Source organism: Kitasatospora sp. NPDC056531 (genome assembly GCF_042794375.1).
Classification (GTDB): Bacteria; Actinomycetota; Actinomycetes; order Streptomycetales; family Streptomycetaceae; genus Kitasatospora.
Map to the genome: position 1 here is coordinate 157631 of NZ_JBHTTU010000008.1, position 20070 is coordinate 177700.

General features: G+C 73.7%; 18 protein-coding genes and 1 pseudogene. 12 read left to right on the forward strand and 7 right to left on the reverse strand.

The features are described from left to right. Positions 1 to 113: 113 nt before the first annotated feature. Positions 114 to 1943 carry a putative Ig domain-containing protein gene (locus tag ACFQ87_RS11330; protein ID WP_380610409.1) on the reverse strand — a complete coding sequence of 610 codons (1830 nt, stop codon included), beginning with the start codon at positions 1941 to 1943 and terminating at the stop codon, positions 114 to 116. A gap of 537 nt (positions 1944 to 2480) precedes the next feature. On the opposite strand from ACFQ87_RS11330, the gene ACFQ87_RS11335 reads away from it, so the two are divergent. From ACFQ87_RS11335 to ACFQ87_RS11345, 3 genes are all read left to right on the forward strand, one after another. Continuing rightward, positions 2481 to 3770 (forward strand): hypothetical protein, encoded by a 1290-nt coding sequence (locus ACFQ87_RS11335; protein ID WP_380610410.1) that lies wholly within the window; start codon positions 2481 to 2483, stop codon positions 3768 to 3770. 406 nt (positions 3771 to 4176) lie between these two features. Continuing rightward, complete coding sequence (locus tag ACFQ87_RS11340; protein ID WP_380610411.1) at positions 4177 to 5748, forward strand: alpha/beta hydrolase; 1572 nt, start codon at positions 4177 to 4179, stop codon at positions 5746 to 5748. A gap of 70 nt (positions 5749 to 5818) precedes the next feature. Next, positions 5819 to 6433: a disulfide bond formation protein DsbA gene (locus ACFQ87_RS11345; protein WP_380610412.1), complete on the forward strand. Its 615-nt coding sequence runs from the start codon at positions 5819 to 5821 to the stop codon at positions 6431 to 6433. Between the two features lie 416 nt (positions 6434 to 6849). On the opposite strand, the pseudogene ACFQ87_RS11350 reads toward ACFQ87_RS11345, so the two are convergent. From ACFQ87_RS11350 to ACFQ87_RS11360, 3 genes and pseudogenes are all read right to left on the reverse strand, one after another. After that, positions 6850 to 7047 (reverse strand): annotated as a pseudogene (locus ACFQ87_RS11350) (DUF1707 domain-containing protein); the annotation flags it as partial. Positions 7048 to 7091: 44 nt separating this feature from the next. Continuing rightward, positions 7092 to 7883, reverse strand: coding sequence for a hypothetical protein (locus ACFQ87_RS11355; RefSeq protein WP_380610413.1), 792 nt, complete (start codon positions 7881 to 7883; stop codon positions 7092 to 7094). Continuing rightward, positions 7880 to 8188 carry a PadR family transcriptional regulator gene (locus ACFQ87_RS11360; RefSeq protein WP_380610414.1) on the reverse strand — a complete coding sequence of 103 codons (309 nt, stop codon included), beginning with the start codon at positions 8186 to 8188 and terminating at the stop codon, positions 7880 to 7882. Before ACFQ87_RS11360 ends, ACFQ87_RS11355 begins: the two co-directional genes overlap by 4 nt. A 130-nt stretch (positions 8189 to 8318) precedes the next feature. Between ACFQ87_RS11360 and ACFQ87_RS11365 the strand changes: the two genes are divergently transcribed. Genes ACFQ87_RS11365 through ftsH form a run of 4 tightly spaced genes read left to right on the forward strand, consistent with a single transcriptional unit; the run spans position 8319 to position 12071 of the window. Then, complete coding sequence (locus ACFQ87_RS11365) at positions 8319 to 8540, forward strand: hypothetical protein (protein WP_380610415.1); 222 nt, start codon at positions 8319 to 8321, stop codon at positions 8538 to 8540. Then, on the forward strand, positions 8537 to 9466 hold the full coding sequence (locus tag ACFQ87_RS11370) for a hypothetical protein (RefSeq protein ID WP_380610416.1): 930 nt from the start codon (positions 8537 to 8539) through the stop codon (positions 9464 to 9466). The genes ACFQ87_RS11365 and ACFQ87_RS11370 overlap by 4 nt, the downstream gene beginning before the upstream one ends. Next, a complete protein-coding gene (locus ACFQ87_RS11375) occupies positions 9463 to 10011 on the forward strand; it encodes an NUDIX hydrolase (protein ID WP_380610417.1) in 549 nt (182 codons plus the stop codon). Before ACFQ87_RS11370 ends, ACFQ87_RS11375 begins: the two co-directional genes overlap by 4 nt. A gap of 32 nt (positions 10012 to 10043) precedes the next feature. Continuing rightward, entirely contained in the window at positions 10044 to 12071 is a 2028-nt protein-coding gene (gene ftsH, locus ACFQ87_RS11380) for an ATP-dependent zinc metalloprotease FtsH (protein WP_380610418.1), read from the forward strand. Here ftsH and ACFQ87_RS11385 read toward each other — a convergent pair. Further along, positions 12068 to 12502, reverse strand: coding sequence for an Lrp/AsnC family transcriptional regulator (locus ACFQ87_RS11385; protein ID WP_380610448.1), 435 nt, complete (start codon positions 12500 to 12502; stop codon positions 12068 to 12070). The genes ftsH and ACFQ87_RS11385 overlap by 4 nt on opposite strands. A 91-nt stretch (positions 12503 to 12593) precedes the next feature. Between ACFQ87_RS11385 and ACFQ87_RS11390 the strand changes: the two genes are divergently transcribed. The 5 genes from ACFQ87_RS11390 (at position 12594) to ACFQ87_RS11410 (ending at position 17129) form a co-directional block, all read left to right on the forward strand. After that, positions 12594 to 13523 (forward strand): SMP-30/gluconolactonase/LRE family protein, encoded by a 930-nt coding sequence (locus tag ACFQ87_RS11390; RefSeq protein WP_380610419.1) that lies wholly within the window; start codon positions 12594 to 12596, stop codon positions 13521 to 13523. After that, on the forward strand, positions 13520 to 14359 hold the full coding sequence (gene nadE / locus ACFQ87_RS11395; RefSeq protein WP_380610420.1) for an ammonia-dependent NAD(+) synthetase: 840 nt from the start codon (positions 13520 to 13522) through the stop codon (positions 14357 to 14359). The genes ACFQ87_RS11390 and nadE overlap by 4 nt, the downstream gene beginning before the upstream one ends. Before the next feature lie 145 nt (positions 14360 to 14504). Continuing rightward, positions 14505 to 14972: an SAM-dependent methyltransferase gene (locus ACFQ87_RS11400; RefSeq protein ID WP_380610449.1), complete on the forward strand. Its 468-nt coding sequence runs from the start codon at positions 14505 to 14507 to the stop codon at positions 14970 to 14972. A gap of 3 nt (positions 14973 to 14975) precedes the next feature. Next, positions 14976 to 15743 carry an SDR family NAD(P)-dependent oxidoreductase gene (locus tag ACFQ87_RS11405; protein WP_380610421.1) on the forward strand — a complete coding sequence of 256 codons (768 nt, stop codon included), beginning with the start codon at positions 14976 to 14978 and terminating at the stop codon, positions 15741 to 15743. A gap of 177 nt (positions 15744 to 15920) precedes the next feature. Then, positions 15921 to 17129 (forward strand): glycosyltransferase, encoded by a 1209-nt coding sequence (locus ACFQ87_RS11410; protein WP_380610422.1) that lies wholly within the window; start codon positions 15921 to 15923, stop codon positions 17127 to 17129. A gap of 62 nt (positions 17130 to 17191) precedes the next feature. On the opposite strand, the gene ACFQ87_RS11415 is transcribed toward ACFQ87_RS11410, so the two are convergent. Beyond that, on the reverse strand, positions 17192 to 17926 hold the full coding sequence (locus ACFQ87_RS11415) for a hypothetical protein (protein ID WP_380610423.1): 735 nt from the start codon (positions 17924 to 17926) through the stop codon (positions 17192 to 17194). Between the two features lie 322 nt (positions 17927 to 18248). Further along, complete coding sequence (locus ACFQ87_RS11420; RefSeq protein WP_380610424.1) at positions 18249 to 19946, reverse strand: DUF885 domain-containing protein; 1698 nt, start codon at positions 19944 to 19946, stop codon at positions 18249 to 18251. Between the last annotated feature and the right edge of the window lie 124 nt (positions 19947 to 20070).

Genomic DNA, 20070 nt, shown 5'->3' on the forward strand with positions numbered 1-20070 from the left:
TCTTGGTGGGGTTTAGGGGGGGGTCCCCAAAAAAGAGTGGCGCCCTCCCCGGGGCCTCCCCCCTCCCCCCCCCCCCGGCGGCGTCCGGCGTCAGGGGCGCCGTGGACGGGGCCTCAGGAGACGGTCACGTCGTCGTAGTAGGTGTAGGTCGGGTCGCCCGGGTAGTTGTCGTCCACGTTGGTCAGGGTCAGCGTGTAGCTGTGCCCCGGCGTGACGGTCCCGGAGGCGGACTTCCAACCCAGGCCGCTGGTGCAGGTCTTGGCGAGCACCGTCGTGGTGGTGTTGGTGGTGTTGTCCTTCAGCGTGGCGGTCGCCCAGTCGTAGGTCACGGTGTCCGGGCAGGTCACGTCGTACCAGAAGGAGACCTTGCTGCTGCCGCTCGGCGCGGTGAAGGTCTGGCTGGCCGTCGAGGTGGTGCTCGGGTTGGTGGAGCCGAGCATCGCGCCGTAGCTGCCGGAGTGCTTGGCGGCGGTGCTGGCGGCGGCGTTGCCGGCGGTGGTCCAGCTGCTCATGGTGCCGTTCTCGAAGCCGCCGTTGGCGATGCCGCCGCCGCCCGGGGCGCTGACGGTCCAGCCGAAGGTGGTGGAGCCGGAGGCGCCCGTGCCGTCCTTGGCCGTCACGGTGACGCTGGAGGTGCCGGCGGTGGTCGGGGTGCCGCTGATCAGGCCGCGGGCGGAGATGGACAGACCGGCGGGCAGGCCGCTGGCGGAGTAGGTGAGGGTCTGGCCGGAGGCGCTGTCGGTGGCCGAGACCTGCAAGCTGACGGCCGTGCCGGTGGTGCTGCTCTGCGCGCCCGGGTTGGTGACGGTCACGGTGTTGCCCGTGGTGCCGCCGCCGACGATCGGGTGCGACATCTCGCAGCCGCCCGCGCTGTTGTTGAAGTCGTTGGCCCAGGTCGACTGCATCGCGAAGCTGCCGGTGGTGAAGGTGACGTTCGCCGACGCGCCCTGGCCGCCGCTGAGCCAGGCGCACTTGTCGCCGTTCTCGGCACCGGAACTGTCGGTCCAACCGCCGGCCGGGTTCTGGTCGGTGATGGTCTCCGCGTACTCGTGGCCCTCGACGATGGTCACGCCGTCCAGCGTTCCGGCCGAGCCCGCGTTGACGAAGCCCTGGCCGCAGCTGGAGCCCGCGTCGGTGACGTACGGCAGGTTGGTGAAAGCCAGTTCGCCGTACGGGGAGGAGACCGCGCCGCCGGTGAGGGTGGAGTCGCCGGTGTAGTCGTGCCAGGCGCAGAAGTTGCCGGAGGAGGTGTTGAAGCCGTCCGGGTTGGTGCCGCTGGGCGAGACGATGACGTACTGGTTGTCACGGTTGGCCGCGGCCGAGGTGTTGCCGAAGTGGCCGGAGGCGTTGACCGCCTCGGCGCCGATCTGGTTGCCGTTGGCGGAGCCCGGGGCGGCGGAGGAGGTGTCCACCCAGACGCCCGCGAGGGCGCCGCCGGTCGGGTAGGCGACGTGCGCGGCGTTGCTCGGGCAGGACTGGGAGCCGCTGGCGATGCCCTCGCAGTACTGGGTCATGACGCCGGACCAGAGCTCGTTGCCCGCGCCGATGCCCTTGAACAGCTGCTGCAGGCGCGGTGCCATGCCCTGGGAGTCGCCGCTGAGCGTGGTGTTGCCGTTGGCGTCGGTGCCGGAGCTGCCCCACTGGGAACCCCAGAACACCAGGTACACGTGCTCCGCGCCGGTGGTCACACCGATGCTCGGACTGCCCGCGCCGCCTCCGTAGTTGAGGTTGGCGGTGGAGGTGACCGGGTGCGAGGACTGGTGTCCGCGCTGCGGGACGGCGCCGTGCCGGTAGGGGTGGTGGGCGGACGCCGCCGGGGCGGCGGTGTCGTCGGGCTGCGCCTGGGCGGGCGCCGCGGTGAAGCCGGCCACCGCGAGCGAGAGCGCGGCGATGCCGGTGAACGCGGCTCGTCTGGCCTGACGGGGAGTGGGGGTTCGGCCCATGTGAGGGTTGCCTCTCTCATGCCGGCCACCCGGGCACCGGTCGGTGGCGGGTGGTCGTGATGGACAGGAGAGGCCGGAGGCGGTCGGGATGCCTTGGGCGATCCGCCGGAAGCGGATCAGCGGGGAACAGGCCCGCCTCGGCCGCCGAGAAGCAAATCAGTCGGCGGAATATGGGGTCAACGGGCTGGATGGTAAAGGGAATTTCGGTGAATGCCGCGCAATGGAAAAGCCCCCACGCTGGAGGCTGGTTGGCGCGGGTCGTTCAATTCGGCTGAACTGTATGGCAATTGCCCTGAACTGTATGAACGACACTACCGTCAAACGTATATGACGGTATGAGGGTGGTAAGAATCAAGAATCCAGGAGATCCGGCGGCGGGTCAAGGGGACTGATTCGGGTCCGCACGAACACCCTGTGCGAGTGGCGTTGTCGATCGTAGGGGAATGCCGTGACTGCGGGTGCCGCTGTGATGTCGGTCGCGCACGGAACCGGTCAAGTTGCCGAGGATGTCGCCTTCGGACGGTAAGGTTCGCGATCATGGATGCCGCTGAATTCGACCGTCGAGCCCGCGGTACGTACGTGGACTGGATACCCTCCGACCTGGTCGCCCAGCTCATCGAGCACGGCCACCTCGACCGGGTGCGACAGGAGGCGTCGTCCGGCGACTGGCACTGCGCCCGGGCGTGGGTGGAACAGTTGGCCGCCGAGGACCGGCAGGACGACGCCCTGGCCGTGCTCGCCCCGTACATCGAGGCGGGCTCCTGGGCCGCGGCCCGCGCCCACGCCGAGCTGCTGGAGCGGTGGGGCTACGAGGAGGAGGCGATCGCCTTCGTCCAGGTGCTGTCCGAGATGGGCGTCGGCAAGGGCGCGGCGTTCGAGCACCTCACCCGGCTGCTCGCGCGGCACGGGCGGGGGGAGGAGGCGTTCGAGCTGCTCCGGCCGCACATCAAGGAGGCGCGGTTCGCGGCGGCGCTGGTCGACGTGACCGAGGGGCTCGGCCGGGACGAGGAGGTCGCGGAGCTGCTCGCGGCCGGGATCGAGGCGCCGGCCGAGCGCCGGCCGAACGCGGAGCTCGGCCTCCCCGAGCCCGACAACGCCGTCGACCTGCTGGCCGCCGTCCGCGAGCGGCAGGGCCGGGTGGACGAGGCGATCGCCCTGCTGCGCACCCGGGAGGTCACCTCCGTCAACGGCCGTGACCAGCTGGCCGACCTGCTGGCGCGGCACGATCGCGTCGAGGAGCTGCGGGCCCACGCGGCGGAGGAGTCCCTCGGGGACGCCGCGACCGCCTTGGCCGAACTGCTGGAGCTGCGCGGGGACATCGAGGGCGCGGTCGAGGTCTACCGGGCGCACGCGGCGGAGTCGCCGCACGAGGCGGCGCTGCTCGCCCGACTCCTGGCCCGGCACGGGCGGGGGGATGAGGCGATCGAGGTACTGCGCGCCCTGCCGTGGGCGAAGGGCGGCGATGAGGACTGGATCGTCGCCACCCTGTGCGAGCTGTACGTCGACCAGCGGCGTGCCGAGGAGGGGTTGGCGTACCTGGACGGTGTGCTCGCCCGGTTCGGTGCGCCGGAGTGGGAGTACGTCCGGTTCCGGCCCCGACTGCTCGCCGCCTGCGGCCGCCTGGAGCAGGCGATCGAGGAGCTGCGGGCCGATCTCGACGCCCCGTGCGCGGCGGGGGAGTTGGCGTCGCTGCTCGCTGACGCCGGCCGCCTGGAGGAGGCTGTCGCGGTTCCCGCTGTTGCGGCGGACCGCCTGCTGCTCGCCCCGCTGCTGCTGAAGCTCGGGCGGATCGACGAGGCCATGGCCGCCCTCCGGCCGTCGGCCTGACGCGCCTGAGCCGCGTAACCCGGGTAGCCCGTCCTCAGGCGGCGACGGCCGCCGTGCGCAGCCGCGCCACCACCCCCTTCTCCCGCCGCGTCCACTGCCGGGACGTCGGTGTCGCTGCTCGATGCGCCTGCCCGCCGTACCCGCGGCTGCGGCCTCCGGCGCGGGCGGCCGGCGGTGAGGCTGCCACCCGGTGGGCCGGTTGAACCCTCACCCGGTCGGCCGGTGGCAGCCCGGACGGCGCACGCCCCCCGTCCGGGGCTTCCGGCGAGCATTGCCGCGCCGTGGCCCCTAGGGTCTGTGGTGCGCCGACGGTGCCGCGCGCCGGGGCGTACGCCGCCCCCGCGCGCCGGTGCGCGGCATGCCCGAGACCGCGCCGCGCGGCAGACCCCGAGAGGTGGACCGCTCCATGCACACCGTCGTCCGCGGCGCCGGCGCGCTCGGCCTGGCCGCACTACTGCTCGCCCCCGCCGCCGGCTGCCAGCGCGAGAGCCGCTCCGCCGCCGAGCCCGTACCGGCCTCCCCGGCCACCGGCGCCACCGCCACCGGCCTGGCCGCCCAGCAGCTCGCCTGGCGCACCTGCCCGGCCCCGAGCGCCGCCCAGGGCGGTGGCAGCGCGCCCGCGAACGACTGGCAGTGCGCCATCCTCAAGGCCCCGCTGGACCACGCCAAGCCGGACGGCGGGACCGTCGACCTCGCACTGATCCGCAGCAAGGCCAAGGACGAACAGCACCGGATCGGCTCGCTGTTCTTCAACTTCGGCGGCCCCGGCGCCTCCGGTGTGGCCACCCTGCCCGCCCTGGCCAGCGCCTACGCCTCCCTCAACACCCGCTACGACCTGGTCAGTTTCGACCCGCGCGGGGTCGGCGAAAGCGCCGGGGTGAAGTGCCTGGGCGACCGGGAGATGGACGTCAACGTGGCCGTCGACAGCACCCCCGACACCCCGGCGGGGGTCAAGGCCCTGGACGACAGCAACGCGCAGTTCGCCGCCGCCTGCGAGCACAACTCCGGCCCGGTGCTGCCCTACGTGGACACCGAGAGCGCCGCCCGCGACCTCGACCTGATGCGGCAGGTGCTCGGCGACCAGAAGCTCTTCTACTTCGGTATCAGCTACGGCACCCAGCTCGGCGGCGTATACGCGCACCTGTTCCCGAAGGGGGTCGGCCGGCTCGTCCTGGACTCGGTGGTCGACCCGACCCAGGACCCGCAGCAGAGCGCGCTCGGCCAGGCCCAGGGCTTCCAACTCGCCCTCGACGACTTCATGAAGGCCTGCGCCACCCAGGCCGCGGTCGCCTGCCCGACCGGCAGCGGCGGCGCCGAGGGCACGGCGAAGATCACCGGCCTGCTGCAGAAGCTCGCGCAGTCGCCGCTGCCCACCGACAGCGGGCGCAAGCTCACCGAGAGCCTGGCCATCACCGGCATCGCGTCCGCGCTGTACAGCCAGCAGACCTGGCCCGCGCTGGCCTCCGGGCTCACCGAGGCGATGCAGCGGGGCACCGGCAACACGCTGCTCCAGCTGGCCGACTCGCTGCTCGGGCGCGACCCGCAGGGGCACTACAACAACCTGAACGCAGCCAACCGGGCGATCTCCTGCGTGGACGCCCGACAGCGCTACTCCGACCAGGACGTCGAGCAGCAGCTGCCGCAGTTCCGCGCCGCCTCCGCGGTGTTCGGCGCCTTCACCGCCTGGGGCCTGACCGGTTGCACCGGCTGGCCCGTCCCCGGCAAGGCCGACCACCCGGAGGTCGCGGCCGGGGGGGCCGCCCCGATCCTGGTGGTCGGCACCACCGGCGACCCGGCCACCCCGGTCGAGGGCGCCCACACGATGGCGCGGCAGCTGGGAGCGGGCGTCGGCGTCACGGTGACGCTGAACGGCGAGGGCCACGGCGGGTACAACTCCGGCAACCCCTGCCTGAAGCGGATCGTGGACGCCTACCTGCTGGATGGCACGGTGCCGGCGGACGGGGCCACCTGCAGCTGAGAAGTGGCCCACGGTGGCGGGTAGTGATTGGCCCTGGGGAGTGGTCCAATCGGGCCCTAGGATCGTCGACGTGAACAAGAACGCCACCAAAGTCGACTTCTACTTCGATCCCGTCTGCCCCTTCGCCTGGATCACCTCCCGGTGGATCCTGGAGGTCGAGAAGCAGCGCGAGCTGGACCTCAGCTTCCGGGTGATGAGCCTGTCCGTCCTCAACGAGGGCCGCACCGACCTGCCCGAGCGCTACCAGCGCCTGATGACCACGGGCTGGGGCCCCGTCCGGGTCTGCATCGCCGCCGCCGAGAAGCACGGCGAGCACGTGCTGCGCGACCTCTACACCGAGCTCGGCACCCGCCTGCACGACCAGGACCGCGCCGCCGACGACACCCTCATCCGCGAGGCCCTGGTCGCGGCCGGCCTGCCCGAGGAGCTCGCCGAGGCGGCCGACAGCACCGCGTACGACATCGCGCTGCGCAAGAGCCACCACGAGGGCATGGACCCGGTCGGCGAGGAGGTAGGAACCCCGACCATCCACGTGGACGGCGTCGCCTTCTTCGGCCCGGTGCTGAGCGCGATCCCGCGCGGGGAGGACGCCGTACGGGTCTTCGACGGGGTCCGGCTGCTGGCCGGGTACCCGAAGTTCTTCGAGCTCAAGCGGACTCGGACGGGGTCGCTGGACTTCTCCTGACCGGCGGGCCGCCGCGGCAGGGGGCGTCCCTTCAGCGGCGGCGCTGCTTGATCTTGATCAGCCCCGACCGGGGATGGCCGACGACGGTCACGGTCGGGGCTCCCGGCTCCCCACCTCGGCGGCCTTGTTGACGATGTGCCCGGTGTTGGTGCTCGACCCGTCCACCCGCACGCCCCATCCGGCCGGGACGACCAGCCGGATGTGGCCCGCACCGCACGCCGCCTCGACGGTGACTCGCGGTGCGGGCAGACGGCCTCGGTGAAGTCGATCTCGATGTGCATCATCCGGCACTCGGCGACGATCCGCGAGGGCACCGTCCACCGGCCGCTCTGCCGGATGTTGCCCAACGTGGGCTTGAGGACCAGCACGTCGGCGCCGGATCCGGCGGCGGCCGGCCGGCCGCCCAGATCCGCCACCAGGGCGTCGAGTTCGCGGTAGGTCCGGGCCGCGTAGGCGCGGTCGAGCCGCTCCGTCAGCTCCCCGAGGTCGATGCGGCCCTCGCCGGCCGCGATGCGCAGCCGCCCGGCCGCCGCCTCCCGGTCGGCGTCGCCGGCGCGGGGCTCCACCTGCGTGTCCGGGGTCGTTCGTATCGGCAGTTGCTCCGGGTTGCTCATGAGTGGACTGTAGATCGCCGGCGCTGCGACCGGTCGACGGTGGGTCAGCTTCCGGTCTGGCGCAGATCCCTGAGGGCTGCGGCGAGCGGCCAGGCGAACAGGACCAGCAGGGTCCCGGCGGTCAGCGCGGTGGCCGCGTGGCCGGCCGTCGAGGTGGCCAGCAGGCTGGAGCCGGCCAGCACCCCGGCGGTGGCGAGGGCGCCGAGGCCCAGCCTCAGCCGGAACGGCGACGGCGTGGCCAGCGCGGCCCGGCCCGCCGGGCCCGCGACCGTGCGGCAGGTCTGCAGGGCGCCGATGGCCAGCACCGTCCACCAGCAGGCGACGGCGGCGAAGCGGTAGTCACTGGCCGCGAGGGCCGCGGCGAGCGGGGAGTGTGCGAGCGCCACCAGGCCCGCGCCCGTCAGGGCCGGGACGGTGAGGCGGCGGGCGGCGGTGGCGAGCAGGGCGCGCAGTGCGGCGGGGTCGCGGTGGGGGAGCGGGGTGACCAGCGCCAGCCCGGCCAGCAGCAGCGCCTGGCCGAGCGGCGCCGCCCAGGCTCCGCCGGGCGCGGTGGCCTGGCGGGCGCCCTGTTCGGCGGCCAGGGCGCCGACGAACCCGGTCGCCAGCGCGACGGCGAGGGCCAGGACGGCGGTTCGGTCGCGTCGTTGGGTGCGGTGGTCGGCGGGCCAGATCGCCGGGTGCAGCCACAGGTCCGCGATCGCGGCCAGCAGCCCGGGCCAGGCCCGCCACCCGGCCTCCCGCACCTCCTCCGCCAGGTCCTCGCCCCAGCGCTCGCGCATCGGCCCGGGGTAGAGCCGGAACAGGTCGACGGGCCGCCGCGGACGCCCGCCGCTCACGCGGGGTTCACCTTGAGGCTGGCGAGCCCGGCGGCGGCCACCTTCGCCATCGACCGCAGCTCCTGCTCCAGCAGCTGCCGCCCCTGCGGGGTCAGCCGTACCGGGCGCTGGCGCGGATGCGACCCGGCGTCGTCGGCGGGTTCGATCAGCTGCTTGGCCTCCAGGCGGGTCAGCGCCCCGTAGAGGCTGCCGGGGCCGAGCTTCTGCCCGACCAGCCGCTCGATGGCGGCGTTGACGGCGTAGCCGTGCAGCGGCCCCTCGGCCAGTGCGCAGAGCACCAGCGTCTGTGCGTCGTACGCCTGCATGGGCGCTCACTCCCTCGGATGCGACTCTCCGGGTCACGATACTACGTGACAAGTACTACGCGGCGTGTACTATTCCGGCGTGGTCGAGGCGCAGTCGCCGGTGACCGAACATGCCGTGGAGGTAGGGGAGTTGACGCGCAGATGGGTATCGGTGCGGGGATGGGGATGGCTGCCGGTCGCGGCGGCACTGGCCGTGGTCGCACTGGTGGCCGTACGGATGCCGACCGGGGTGATGGGCACGCTCGGCCGGATCCTCCCGGCGGAGCACGAGCTCGCGCAGCACGTGGCGCCGGGGCTGCCCTGGCTGCCGGACCTGCTGGTGCGCGGGGGCAACGGCGGTGGGCGGCGATGAACGGGACGCAACGGCGCGCCCTGTGGGGCGCCCTCGCCCTGGCGCTGGCGTTCACCGGCTTCGCGTACGTCACCACCCAGGCCAGGACGCTGCGGGCGGCGAGCCCCTGGCAGGCTGATCCGTACGACGCGGTGGTGTCCTTCACCCTCTTCCTGGTCCCCGCGCTCACCGCCGTGACGACCGTACGGGCCTTGCTCTGCAGGGGCGGCGGGCCGCAGCCCGGCTACCGGGTGGACCAGCTGCTGCGGGCGGCCCGGCTCGGTGTCGCGTTGGTCGCGGCGACCGTCGCCACCGATGCGACCGCCGCGGCCCTGCGGGCGGAGCGCGAGCTGTGGGACGGGCGGACGGCCTGGCTGATCGCCGCCCTGCTGCCGCTGGCGGCGGGTGCCGGACGGTGCCTGGTCCTGCTGCGGCGGGCCGGGCGGGAGCTGCCGCCCGAGGAACGGCGGCGCCCGGGCGGCGACTGGCTGGACGATCTCGCCCAGCTCGCCGCGCCACTGGCCGACCTCGGGGCCGCCACCCGCTTCCTGCGCCGCCACATCGTGGCCGCCGCGGCCGGGCTGAGCCTGCTGGCCGGCGCGCTGGTGGTCGCCGGGCAGGCGGGCGGCGAAGGGTGGCCCGGCCGGCAGCTGGCCCTGGCCGAGCTCACCGTCTTCTTCAGCGGGTTCTTCGCCTTCTGCCTGCTCTGCGACGCCCTCCTGCGGATCGCCGTGACGCCGCGGAGGCCCGGCGCGGGACGGGCCGCCGCCTTCGCCGCCGCGCTGGCCGTACCGGTCAGCGGCGGGCTGCGGGACACCCTGTGGCCGCTGGCCGGGCTGCCGGGCGAGGTCGACTCGCCGGCCCGGCTGATGGCGCTGATGGCGGTGTGCGCGCTGCTCGCGGGCACGGCGGCCCTGGTCGTCGTACGGGTGCGGGAGGCGCGATGAGCGAGCCCGTCGAGCGGGTCGACGAGCAGGACCGGGTTCTGGGCGTGGTCGACCGCGCCGAGGCGATCCGGCGAGGCTGGCTGCACCGGGTCGCGACCACCGTCTGCCGCGACGCGGCCGGCCGGGTGCTGGTCTACCGCCGCCCCGAGACGGTGAGCCGCTTCGCCGGGCACCACGACGTGATGCTCGGCGGCGCGGTACGGGTCGGGGAGTCGTACCGGGCGGCGGCGGAGCGCGAGCTGCGGGAGGAGCTGGGGCTGGTCGTCACGGTGCGGCACCGGTTCGCCTTCCGCTGCCCGGGCGTGATCGCCCCGTACTGGCTGGGCGTCCACGAGGCGGTGCTGCCACCGGACCCGCTGACCGTCGATCCGGCCGAGATCGCCTGGCACGGCTGGCTGACCCTGCCCGAGCTGGCGCAGGCCGTACGGCGGTGGCCGTTCGTGCCGGACGGGCAGCTCGCGTTCGGCCGGTACCTGTTGGGCCTCCCGTCCGGGCCCGGAGCGTCCGACCATGGAGAGGAAGGCTCCGCGCGGGGTTCCGGGTAGCGCGGGCGGCGCCCGAGAGGCGGTGAGCGTGGATGATCGTGCGAACGCCGCTGCGCGCTGCCCGCCACCCCGCGACGCCGCCCGGAACGGGCCCCGGCTCCGGCGGCCCGGGCGGCCCCGGCAAGGGCCCGGGTCCGTGGCAGCGGCCGGGACCCGGCGGCACCCCGCCCAAGCCCCCCGCGCCCTCGTGGCGCCGCTGGCTGCTGCCCGTCGCCGTGCTCGCCACCCTGCTCCTGCTCGTCCTGTTCTCCAAGTCCGCCCCGACCGGCGCCCGCTACGGCTACACCGACTTCCTGAACCGGGTCGACACCGGCCAGGTGCAGACCGTGGACGTCAGTGACACCGGCGGGGTGAGCGGCACGCTCAAGGACGGCACCCGCTTCACCAGCCAGATCCCCACCGCCCTGGACACCTCCCAGCTCAGCCACGCGCTCTCCGACCAGCACGTGAACATCACCGCCAGCCGCTCCGGCAACGGCGGCTCGCTCTGGTCCAGCCTGCTGCTGTTCCTGCCGTTGCTGATCTTCGGCGGGCTGTTCCTCTGGTCGGGTCGGATGGCGGCACGGTCGCTCGGCGGCGGGCTGAGCGCGATCGGCCGCTCCCGGGCGAAGATCATCGAGGCCGAGCGGCCCGCCACCGGCTTCGCCGACGTGGCCGGGTACGAGGGGGTGAAACAGGAGGTCAGCGAGGTGGTCGACTTCCTGCGCAGTCCGGAGCGGTACGCCGCCGCCGGAGCCAAGGGGCCTCGCGGGGTGATCATGGTCGGCCCGCCGGGCACCGGCAAGACGCTGCTCGCCCGGGCGGTCGCCGGGGAGGCCTCGGTGCCGTTCCTCTCGGTGACCGGCTCCGGATTCGTGGAGATGTTCGTCGGTGTCGGCGCCTCCCGGGTCCGCGACCTGTTCGAGGAGGCCCGCAAGCGCGCGCCGTCCATCATCTTCATCGACGAGATCGACGCGGTCGGCGGCCGCCGCGCGGGCGGCTCCCGGATCGGCGGCAACGACGAGCGCGAGCAGACCCTCAACCAGCTGCTCTCCGAGATGGACGGCTTCGACCAGAGCACCGGGATCGTCGTCATCGCCGCCACCAACCGGCCGGACGCCCTCGACCCGGCCCTGCTGCGCCCCGGCCGGTTCGACCGGCAGGTCACCGTGCCGCTGCCCAACCAGGCCGAGCGGGCGGCCATCCTCGCCGTGCACACCCGGGGCAAGACCCTCGCCCCGGACACCGACCTGGGCCGGATCGCCCGCGGCACCCCCGGCTTCTCCGGCGCCGACCTCGCCAACCTGGTCAACGAGGCCGCGATCAACGCGGTCCGCGCCGAGCGTGCCACCATCACGGCGGCCGACCTCGACGACGCCCGCGACCGGGTGCTGCTCGGGCGCCGGGAGTCCTCCAACGCGCTGCTGCCCGAGGAGCGGCACTCCGTCGCCGTGCACGAGTCCGGGCACGCGCTGATGGCCGCGCTCTGCGAGCACGCCGACCCGGTCGCCAAGGTGACCATCCTCCCGGCGGGAGTCGCGCTCGGCGCCACCGAGCAACTCCCCGAAGCGGAGCGGCACCTGTACAGCGAGAGCTATCTGAACGATCTGCTCACCGTCCAACTCGGTGGGCGGGCTGCCGAGTTGGTGGTCTTCGGTGAGGGCTCGACGGGCGCCGCCAACGACCTCGCCAACGCCACCTCGGTGGCCACCCGGATGGTCCGCGAGTTCGGCCTCTCCCCGGACCTCGGCCCGGTCGGCTACTCCAGCGGCTCCCCGCAGTACCTCGGCGAGCACCCCGAGGACCTGCTGCGCCGCCCGTACTCCGAGCAGACCCAGCGCGCGGTGGACGAGGCGGTGGCCGCCCTGCTGCGCGGTGCCGAGCGCCGGGCCGTCGAGCTGCTGCGCGAACACCGGCACCACCTGGACGAGTTGGCGGCGCTGCTGGTCGCCCAGGAGACGGTGGACGGCCGCGTGGTGCTGGACATCCTGCGGCACCCCGAGTCCGGGGCCGAGGCCGATACCGAGTCCGAGGCTGGGACTAGGACCGGGACCGGGACCGGGGCCGAGGCCGAGGTCTAAGGCTTGGGCGGGCGCTCGAAGAAGGTCTCCAGCACCACCGTGGCCTGGGTGCCGTTCACGCCCTCGATCGCGTAGAGGCGGCGCAGCACGTCCTGGAGCTGCTCGGTGGTCGCCGTGCGCACCTTGACCAGCACCGAGGCGCTGCCCGCGATGATGTGCGCCTCCTCGATCTCCGGTACGGCGGCGAAGGCGGCGGCCGAATCGCCCATCCAGGCCGAGGAGTCCACCAGCACGAAGGAGAGCACCCCGAGCCCCAGGCTCCGCGGGTCCACCTCCACCGTGGTGCGGCGGACCACTCCGCGCTCGCGCAGCTTGCGCACCCGCTCGTGCGCGGCCGCGGTGGAGAGCCCCACGGCCCGCCCGAGGGCCGCGTACGGCTGACCGGCGTCCTGCTGGAGCAGGGCGAGCAGGGCGCGGTCGGTCTCGTCCAGGTTTTCGATCACCATGGTGGAACCATATCCCGTTCTGCCATACTCCCGAGTGTCAGAACCGTATTCGGCGTTCGGTATCGGAGAGTGGATTGTGTCTGGTCAGATCAGGTTCGGACTGTACGAGATTCTGGACGAGCGGTTCCGGCGGTGTGCCAACGGTGACACCCGGCTGGAGAAGCTCTACGGCGACTGCCGCTGGGCCGAGGGGCCGCTCTACCTGCCGGCCTGGCGGCAGGTGATCTGGAGCGACATCCCCAACGACCGCCTGCTGCGCTGGGACGAGGCCACCGGCACCGTCGGCGTCTTCCGCTCCCCGGCCGGCCACCCCAACGGCAACACCCTCGACCGCGAGGGCCGCCTGATCAGCTGCGAACAGGGCAACCGCCGGGTCACCCGCACCGAACACGACGGCGGGATCACCGTCCTCGCCGACCGCTACCGGGGCAAGCGGCTCAACTCGCCCAACGACGCCGTCGTCGGCTCCGACGGCGCGATCTGGTTCTCCGACCCGGACTTCGGCATCACCACCGACTACGAAGGCCACCGCGCCGAACCCGAGATCGGCGCCCGCAACGTCTACCGGATCGACCCGCACAGCGGCGAGGTCCGGCTCGCCGCCGACGGCTTCGAGGGACCGAACGGGCTGGTCCTCTCCCACGACGAACGGCAGCTCTACGTCAACGACAGCCGGGCCGGGCACATCCGGGTCTTCGACATCGGCGCGGACGGCACCCTCGGGGGCGACCGGATCTTCGTCAGCGGCGACGGCCACCGGTTCGACAACATCCGCTTCGACCTCGACGGCCGGCTCTGGGCGGCCGCCTTCGAGGACGGCGTCCACTGCTACGCGCCCGACGGCACCCTCATCGGCCGTATCCTCGTCCCCGAGCCCGTCTCCAACATCACCTTCGGCGGCCCGAAGAACAACCGCCTGTTCATCACCGCCACCACCTCGATGTACTCGCTGGTGACGACGATGACGGGCCTCCACCGTGTGACCATCCCCAAGGAGTCGGCATGACCGAGACCCCGCCCGCGGACCTCCAGCGGCAGATCGCCCTCGCCCTCGGGGTGGCGCCCGTCCCCGACCCCGCGAAGGAGGCCGAGCGGCGGGTGGCCTTCCTGGCCGAGCAGCTGCGGGCCTCGGGTGCGCGCACCCTGGTGCTGGGCATCAGCGGCGGCGTCGACTCCACCACCACCGGGCGGCTCTGCCAGCTCGCCGTCGAGCGGCTGCGGGCCGAGGGGTACCGGGCCGGCTTCACCGCGATGCGGCTGCCCTACGGCGTCCAGGCGGACGAGGTGGACGCCCAGCGCGCGCTCGACTTCATCCGCGCCGACGAGGTGCTGACCGTCGACATCAAGCCCGCGACCGACGCCGCCCTGGACGCGCTGCTGGCGGCCGGGCTGACCTTCACCGACCACGCCCACGAGGACTTCGTGCGCGGCAACGTCAAGGCCCGCCAGCGGATGGTGGTCCAGTACGCGGCCGCCGGCGCCTCCGGCGGCCTGGTCGTCGGCACCGACCACGCGGCCGAGGCCGCCGTCGGCTTCTTCACCAAGTACGGCGACGGCGCGGCCGACGTCATGCCGCTCTCCGGGCTGACCAAGCGCCAGGTGCGCTCGATCGCCGCGGTGCTGGGCGCGCCCGCTGAACTGGTCGGCAAGATCCCCACCGCGGACCTGGAGAACCTCGCCCCCGGCCGCCCCGACGAGGAGGCTCTCGGCGTCGAGTACGACGCCCTGGACGACTTCCTGGAGGGCCTGCCGGTCAGCGAGGAGGTGTTCGACACCGTCCTCGGCCACTACCGCCGCACCGAGCACAAGCGCGGCCTGCCGATCACCCCGGGCCAGGCCTGAGCGAGCGGGTGGCGCGGGTGCCCGAACCGCTGGACCCGGTGCGGCGGCCCACGGGCCGGTGACCCCTTTGATCGTCGTCAGGTGAACCCGGTTACGGTAACGGGTGAACGGTCGTTTGCTCGAAGGGGGAGTCGGCGTGGACGAAGTGACGGTGCGTCCGGTGGGGTGGGTGGTCGGTGGACGGGAGGACGTCCGGGACGACGGTTGGGGGAGCGTCGGGGCGGTGATCCGGCTGGACGGCGGGCAGTTCGGGGAGGAGGCGCTGTACGGGCTGGCGGACTTCTCGCACCTGGAGGTGGTGTACCACTTCGACCGCGTCCCGGCCGGGAAGGTCGAGACCGGCGCCCGCCACCCGCGCGGCAACACCGACTGGCCGTTGGTCGGCATCTTCGCCCAGCGCGGCAAGAACCGCCCCAACCGGCTCGGGGTCTCCCGCTGCGCGCTGGTCCGGGTGGACGGACTGGAGCTGCACGTCACCGGCTTGGACGCGGTGGCCGGTACGCCGGTGCTCGACATCAAGCCGTACATGGGCGAGTTCGGCCCGCGCGGGGAGGTCCGGCAGCCCGCGTGGTCGACGGAGCTGATGCGCGCCTACTACGACGGCGGGGTCTGACCGGTGGCCCAGGAGCGACTCGCGGTGGTGTCCGGCGGCGGGACCGGGATCGGGCGTGCGATCGCCGCCCGGCTGGCCGCGGACGGGAACCGGGTGGTGATCCTCGGCCGCCGGGCGGCCGTGCTGGAGCAGGCCCGGGAGGAGATCGAGCGGGGCACCGGAGCGGGCACCGTCGTGCCGCTGGCGGGCGACCTGACCGACCCGGCCGCGGTCGGGTCAGTGGCCGCCCGGATCGCCGGACTCGGGCCGGTGGACGTGCTGGTGAACAACGCGGGCGCGATCATCACCCCGCCCGAGGACGACAGCCTGGCGGCCCTGGCCGCGTCCTGGCGGCGGGACCTGGACACCAACCTGCTCACCGCCGTGTTGCTGACCACCGCCCTCCAGGGTGCGCTGCGCCGCCCCGGCGGCCGGCTGGTGGTGATCAGCTCGGCAGCCGCCCAGCGCGGCGGCGCGGGCCCGCACTCGGCAGGGTCGTACGCCGCCGCGAAGGCCGCCCTGCACGGTTGGGCCTTCGGCCTGGCGCGGCTGTGGGGGCCGGACGGGATCACGGTGAACGTGCTGGCGCCCGGCTACGTCGAGGACACCGAGATCTTCGGCGCCGACCGGGACGAGGAGTTCCACGCCCGGAAGATCGCCGACACCCTGGTCGGTCGGGCCGGCACCCCCGAGGACGTGGCCGAGGCGGTCGCCTACATCGCCTCCCCGGCGGCCGGCTACCTCACCGGGCAGGTGATCGGCCTGAACGGCGGCGCGGTACTGGGCAGATGAGCTGTTCATCGGTCGTCTACCAACCCTGCCTACGGTGATTCGCGGAACGAGCAGACGCACCGGGCCCGAACACAGGAGTTTCCGCTGTCCAGGATCATCACCACCGCCATCCCCGCCCACGGGCACGTCAGCCCGCTGCTGGCGATCTCCGCCGACCTCGCCGCCCGCGGGCACGAGGTGGTGTTCCTCGGTGGCGCGCGGTTCGCCGGGGCGGCCGAGCGGGCGGGCGCGCGGTTCGTCGCGCTGCCCGCCGAGGCCGACTTCGACGACCGGGACCTGGACGCGTCCTTCCCGGGCCGGGCGAGCCTGCCGCCCGGCTTGGAGCGGATCGCTTTCGACGTCCAGAACGTGTTCCTCGACCCGATCCCGCACCAGTACCGGGCGCTGCTCGCGCTGCTGGAGGAGTTCCCGGCCCGGGCCGTGATCGCGGACGCCTTCTTCCAGGGCGCGCTGCCGCTGGCGCTGAGCCGGCCGAGGGCGGAACGTCCGGCGGTGATCGGCATCGGCCTCACCCCCTCGATGCTGCCGAGCGTGGACACCGCGCCGTTCGGGCTGGCGCTGCCGCCGCTGCCGGGGGAGGAGGGCCGGGCCCGCAACCGGGCCTTGCAAGAGGAGATGGACCGGCGCGGCGAGCCGCTGCAGCGCTACGCCGAGAAGGTGTTCGCGGGGGTGGGCGTCCGGTTGCCGCAGGGCCCGCGCGGACAGGCGCAGGTGATGGTGCCGGACGAGTTCCTGCAGCTGACCGTGCCGGGCTTCGAGTACCCGCGCAGCGACGCGCCGGCCTCGTACCGGCTGATCGGCGCGCTGCCGGGCATCGTCGGCACCGAGCAGCCGCTGCCCGGGTGGTGGGACGAGGTGACCGGCGAGCGGTCGGTGGTGGTGGTCACCCAGGGCACGCTGGCCAACACCGACCTCGGCGAGCTGGTCGCCCCGACCGTCCGCGCCCTGGCGGACCGGGACGACCTGCTGGTGGTGGCCGCCACCGCCCGCCCGGACGGGCCGCAGCGGCTGGCCGAGCTGCTCGGCGGCAGCCTGCCGGGCAATGTCCGCGCCGCCGGGTACGTCCCGTTCGACCGGCTGCTGCCGCACACCGACGTGCTGGTGAGCAACGGCGGCTACGGCGGGGTGCAGACCGCGCTGCGGTACGGGGTGCCGCTGGTGGTGGCCGGGGCGAGCGAGGACAAGCCGGAGGTGGCGGCCCGGGTGGAGTGGGCGGGCGTGGGGCTGGACCTGCGGACCGGCCGTCCGGCACCGGAGGCGGTCAGCCGGGCGGTGGACCGGCTGCTCGGCGAGGGCCGGTTCCGCGAGCGGGCCCGCGCGCTGGGCGCGGAGTTCGCGGAGTACCGGCCGTTCGACACCATCGCCGGGCTGGTGGAGTCGCTGTAGCCCCGAGAGGAGCTGAGAGCGAGAGGCGCTGTAGCCCCGAACGTCGCCGGGGAAACGATCCGTCAGTCGCCGTCCGCGTCCGCCTCCGGGGTGGGCGCGGCGGCGGGCTTGAGGCCGACCTTGGCCTCGGCCGTGGTCCAGTCGGTGGCGATCGCGGTCTGGGCCGCGGCCAGGGTGACCTGGCCCTTGCAGATCGCGGTGTGCAGGTGGGTCTCCACCGAGTCCTTGGGATTGTTCGGGCCCTTGCCCGGGACGTGACCGGGGGAGGGCGGCTGGATCCACAGGTTGCGCGGGTCGTTGGGGTCGCCGCCGAGCTGCAGGCTGATCAGGTGGTCGTACTCGGCGTCGCCCATCGGGCCGGTGTAGCCGTAGGACTTGGCGTTCTCGGCCTTCTCCTTGCCGGTGATGTTCGCCGGCGGACGGATGGTCGAGGTGTAGCCGCCCGGCTTGCAGATGGTGTCGTTGATGTTGCCCTGGTTGACCGCTGGGCTGATCGCGCCCGGGGTGCAGTTCGGGTCGGGCAGCGGCTGCTTGTCCGTCGTGTAGCGGAAGTGGCAGCTGCCCGCCGCGGGCTGCGGTTGGACGTCGTACGAGGGCTTCGGGCCGGGCCCGGTCACGATCGCGGCCGGGGCGGGCTGGGCGGCGTCGCCGCCGGCCGCCGGGGCGGAGCTGTGGGCGCTCGCCTTGCCGTGGCCGGTGTCCTTGGCGGTGTGGCCGCCGCTGGACGAGCAGCCTGCGGCTGCTGCGAGCAGGACGGCCGCGGCTATGGCGAGGGCGCCTCGGGCGGGAGCCGGCACGGAGTTCCTCCAGGTCGTTGCGGGTGCACGTGCGGCCGGTCGACGACGTGTCGGTGGCCGCGCCAGCGGACACTACCGTGTGGAGGGGGCCGAACGGGTGACGCCACGTCCGGGCGCGGGAGATCTGTCGCGGGCGCGCGGAATCGTTTCTGCATTCCTGACGCGACGGCAAGGCGCGCCCGCTACCCGACTTCGGGCAAGGGGGCACTCGACTCGGTGCTGAGGACCGTCCGGTTCTGAGCCCCCCGTGGTGCCGGTGGGGGCGGGCCTCCCACCGGCACCGTCGCGGCTGGTGCGCGGCTGGTGTGTGGCTGGTGCGCGGCTAGTGCGCGGCGATCCAGTCGGTGATCAGGTCCTCCAGCACCCCGAGCGGCAGGCTGCCGTGCCCGATCAGCTGGTGGTGGAACTCCCGGATGTCGAAGCGCCCGCCGAGCGCGGCCCGGGCCCGTTCGCGGTGCCGGAGGATCTCCCGACGGCCGATCAGGTACGCGGTGGCCTGGCCCGGCCAGGCGATGTAGCGGTCGATCTCGTTGCGGACGTTGGCCTCCTGCGTGGCGGTGTTGTCCCGCATGAAGTCCATCGCCCGCTGCCGCGACCAGCCGTAGTGGTGCATCCCGGTGTCCACCACCAGCCGCACCGCGCGCAGCGCGTCCATCGAGAGCATGCCGAAGCGGGACAGGTCCGAGCTGTAGAGGCCCATCTCGTCCGCCAGCCGCTCGGTGTACAGGCCCCAGCCCTCCACGTGGGCGGTCAGCTGGCCGCTCGGCCGCTGCCGGAACCGCGGCAGGTGGTTCAGGGTCTGGGCGACCGCGATCTGCAGGTGGTGGCCGGGCACGCTCTCGTGGAAGGCGATCGCCTCGTACTCGTAGGTGAACCGGCTCTCCGGGTGCAGGGTGTTGATCCAGTGGGTGCCGGGCAGCCCGCCCGGGCCCGGCGGCTGGTAGTAGGCCAGCGGCGCGGTCTCCGCCTCGATCGGGTCGATCTCCTTGGTCACGCAGTCGGCGATCGGGTACGGGCGGAACCAGTCGGCCGAGGCCCGGCGGGCGCGCTCCAGGGCGTCGTCCACCAGGGTCGTGATCTCGGCCGCGCTGCCGAAACGCAGCGACCGGTCCTCGCGCAGCGCGGTCAGCACGGCGTCGGTGCCGTGGACGCCGAGCACCTTGGCGCCCAGCTCTGCGAACTCCTCGCGCAGCGCCGCCACGGCCTCCAGGCCGATCCGGTGCACCTCCTCCGGGTCCAGCCCGGGCCGGGTGTAGCGGGAGACGGCGTCGGCGTAGCCCTCGGCGCCGCCGGGCACGTGGCAGACGCCGGCCCGGTCGTCCGGGCGGGCGTCGGGGGCGAGGCGCTGGGCCAGTCCGGCCCGGTAGCGGGCCACCGCCGGGCGCACGCCGTCGCGCGCGATCACCCGGGCCCGCTCGTACTCCGGGCGGCCCTGGAGCGGGCGCAGCAACTGGTCCGCGGTCGGGTCGCCGGCCAGGTAGGCGTCCAGCTGGGCGACGGCGGCGTCCACCCCGCTGCGCAGCGGGTGGCGGCCCTCGGCGGCGGCGTCCACGGCGAGTTGCAGGGCGGCGTCGAAGTAGCCGGGCAGGCCGGCCAGCCGCTCCAGGTAGGCGTCGGCGCCCTCCTGGTCGACGGCGGTCATGGCCAGGGTGGTGAAGACCGTGTTGTGCGGGGCGGCGATGGTCGCCGAGATGCTGAAGTCGGCCAGCCCGTGGGTGATCCGGCCGGTGCCGTTGTCGATCAGCCGGGCGAGCAGCCGGTGGGTGGTCCGGTCCTCGCCGGTGAGCGCCTCCAGCGGGATCGCGGCCAGTCGGGCGCCGAGGCGCTGGAGCACCTCGCGGTGGTGCAGCGCGGCGGCGCGGGACGGGTCCGGTACCTCGTGGGCGTGGCCCTCGACGCCGCTGAGGGTGGCCTCGAAGGGGTCGTGGGCGTTCTCGGCCGCGAGGAAGTCCTCGGCGAGGGAGGCGAGTTCGGCCTGCTGGGAGGGGCTGGTCGGTCGGTCGCTCGGCTGGTCGGTCATTGGGCGATTATTCGGAGTCGGCGACGGCGCGGTCAATACACGGCGGAGGGAGAGGAGTTCCGTCCACGCGTGGTGAACGCGCCGCCGCCGAAGCGGAATTCAGGATTCAGTCAGGGGTGCGGAC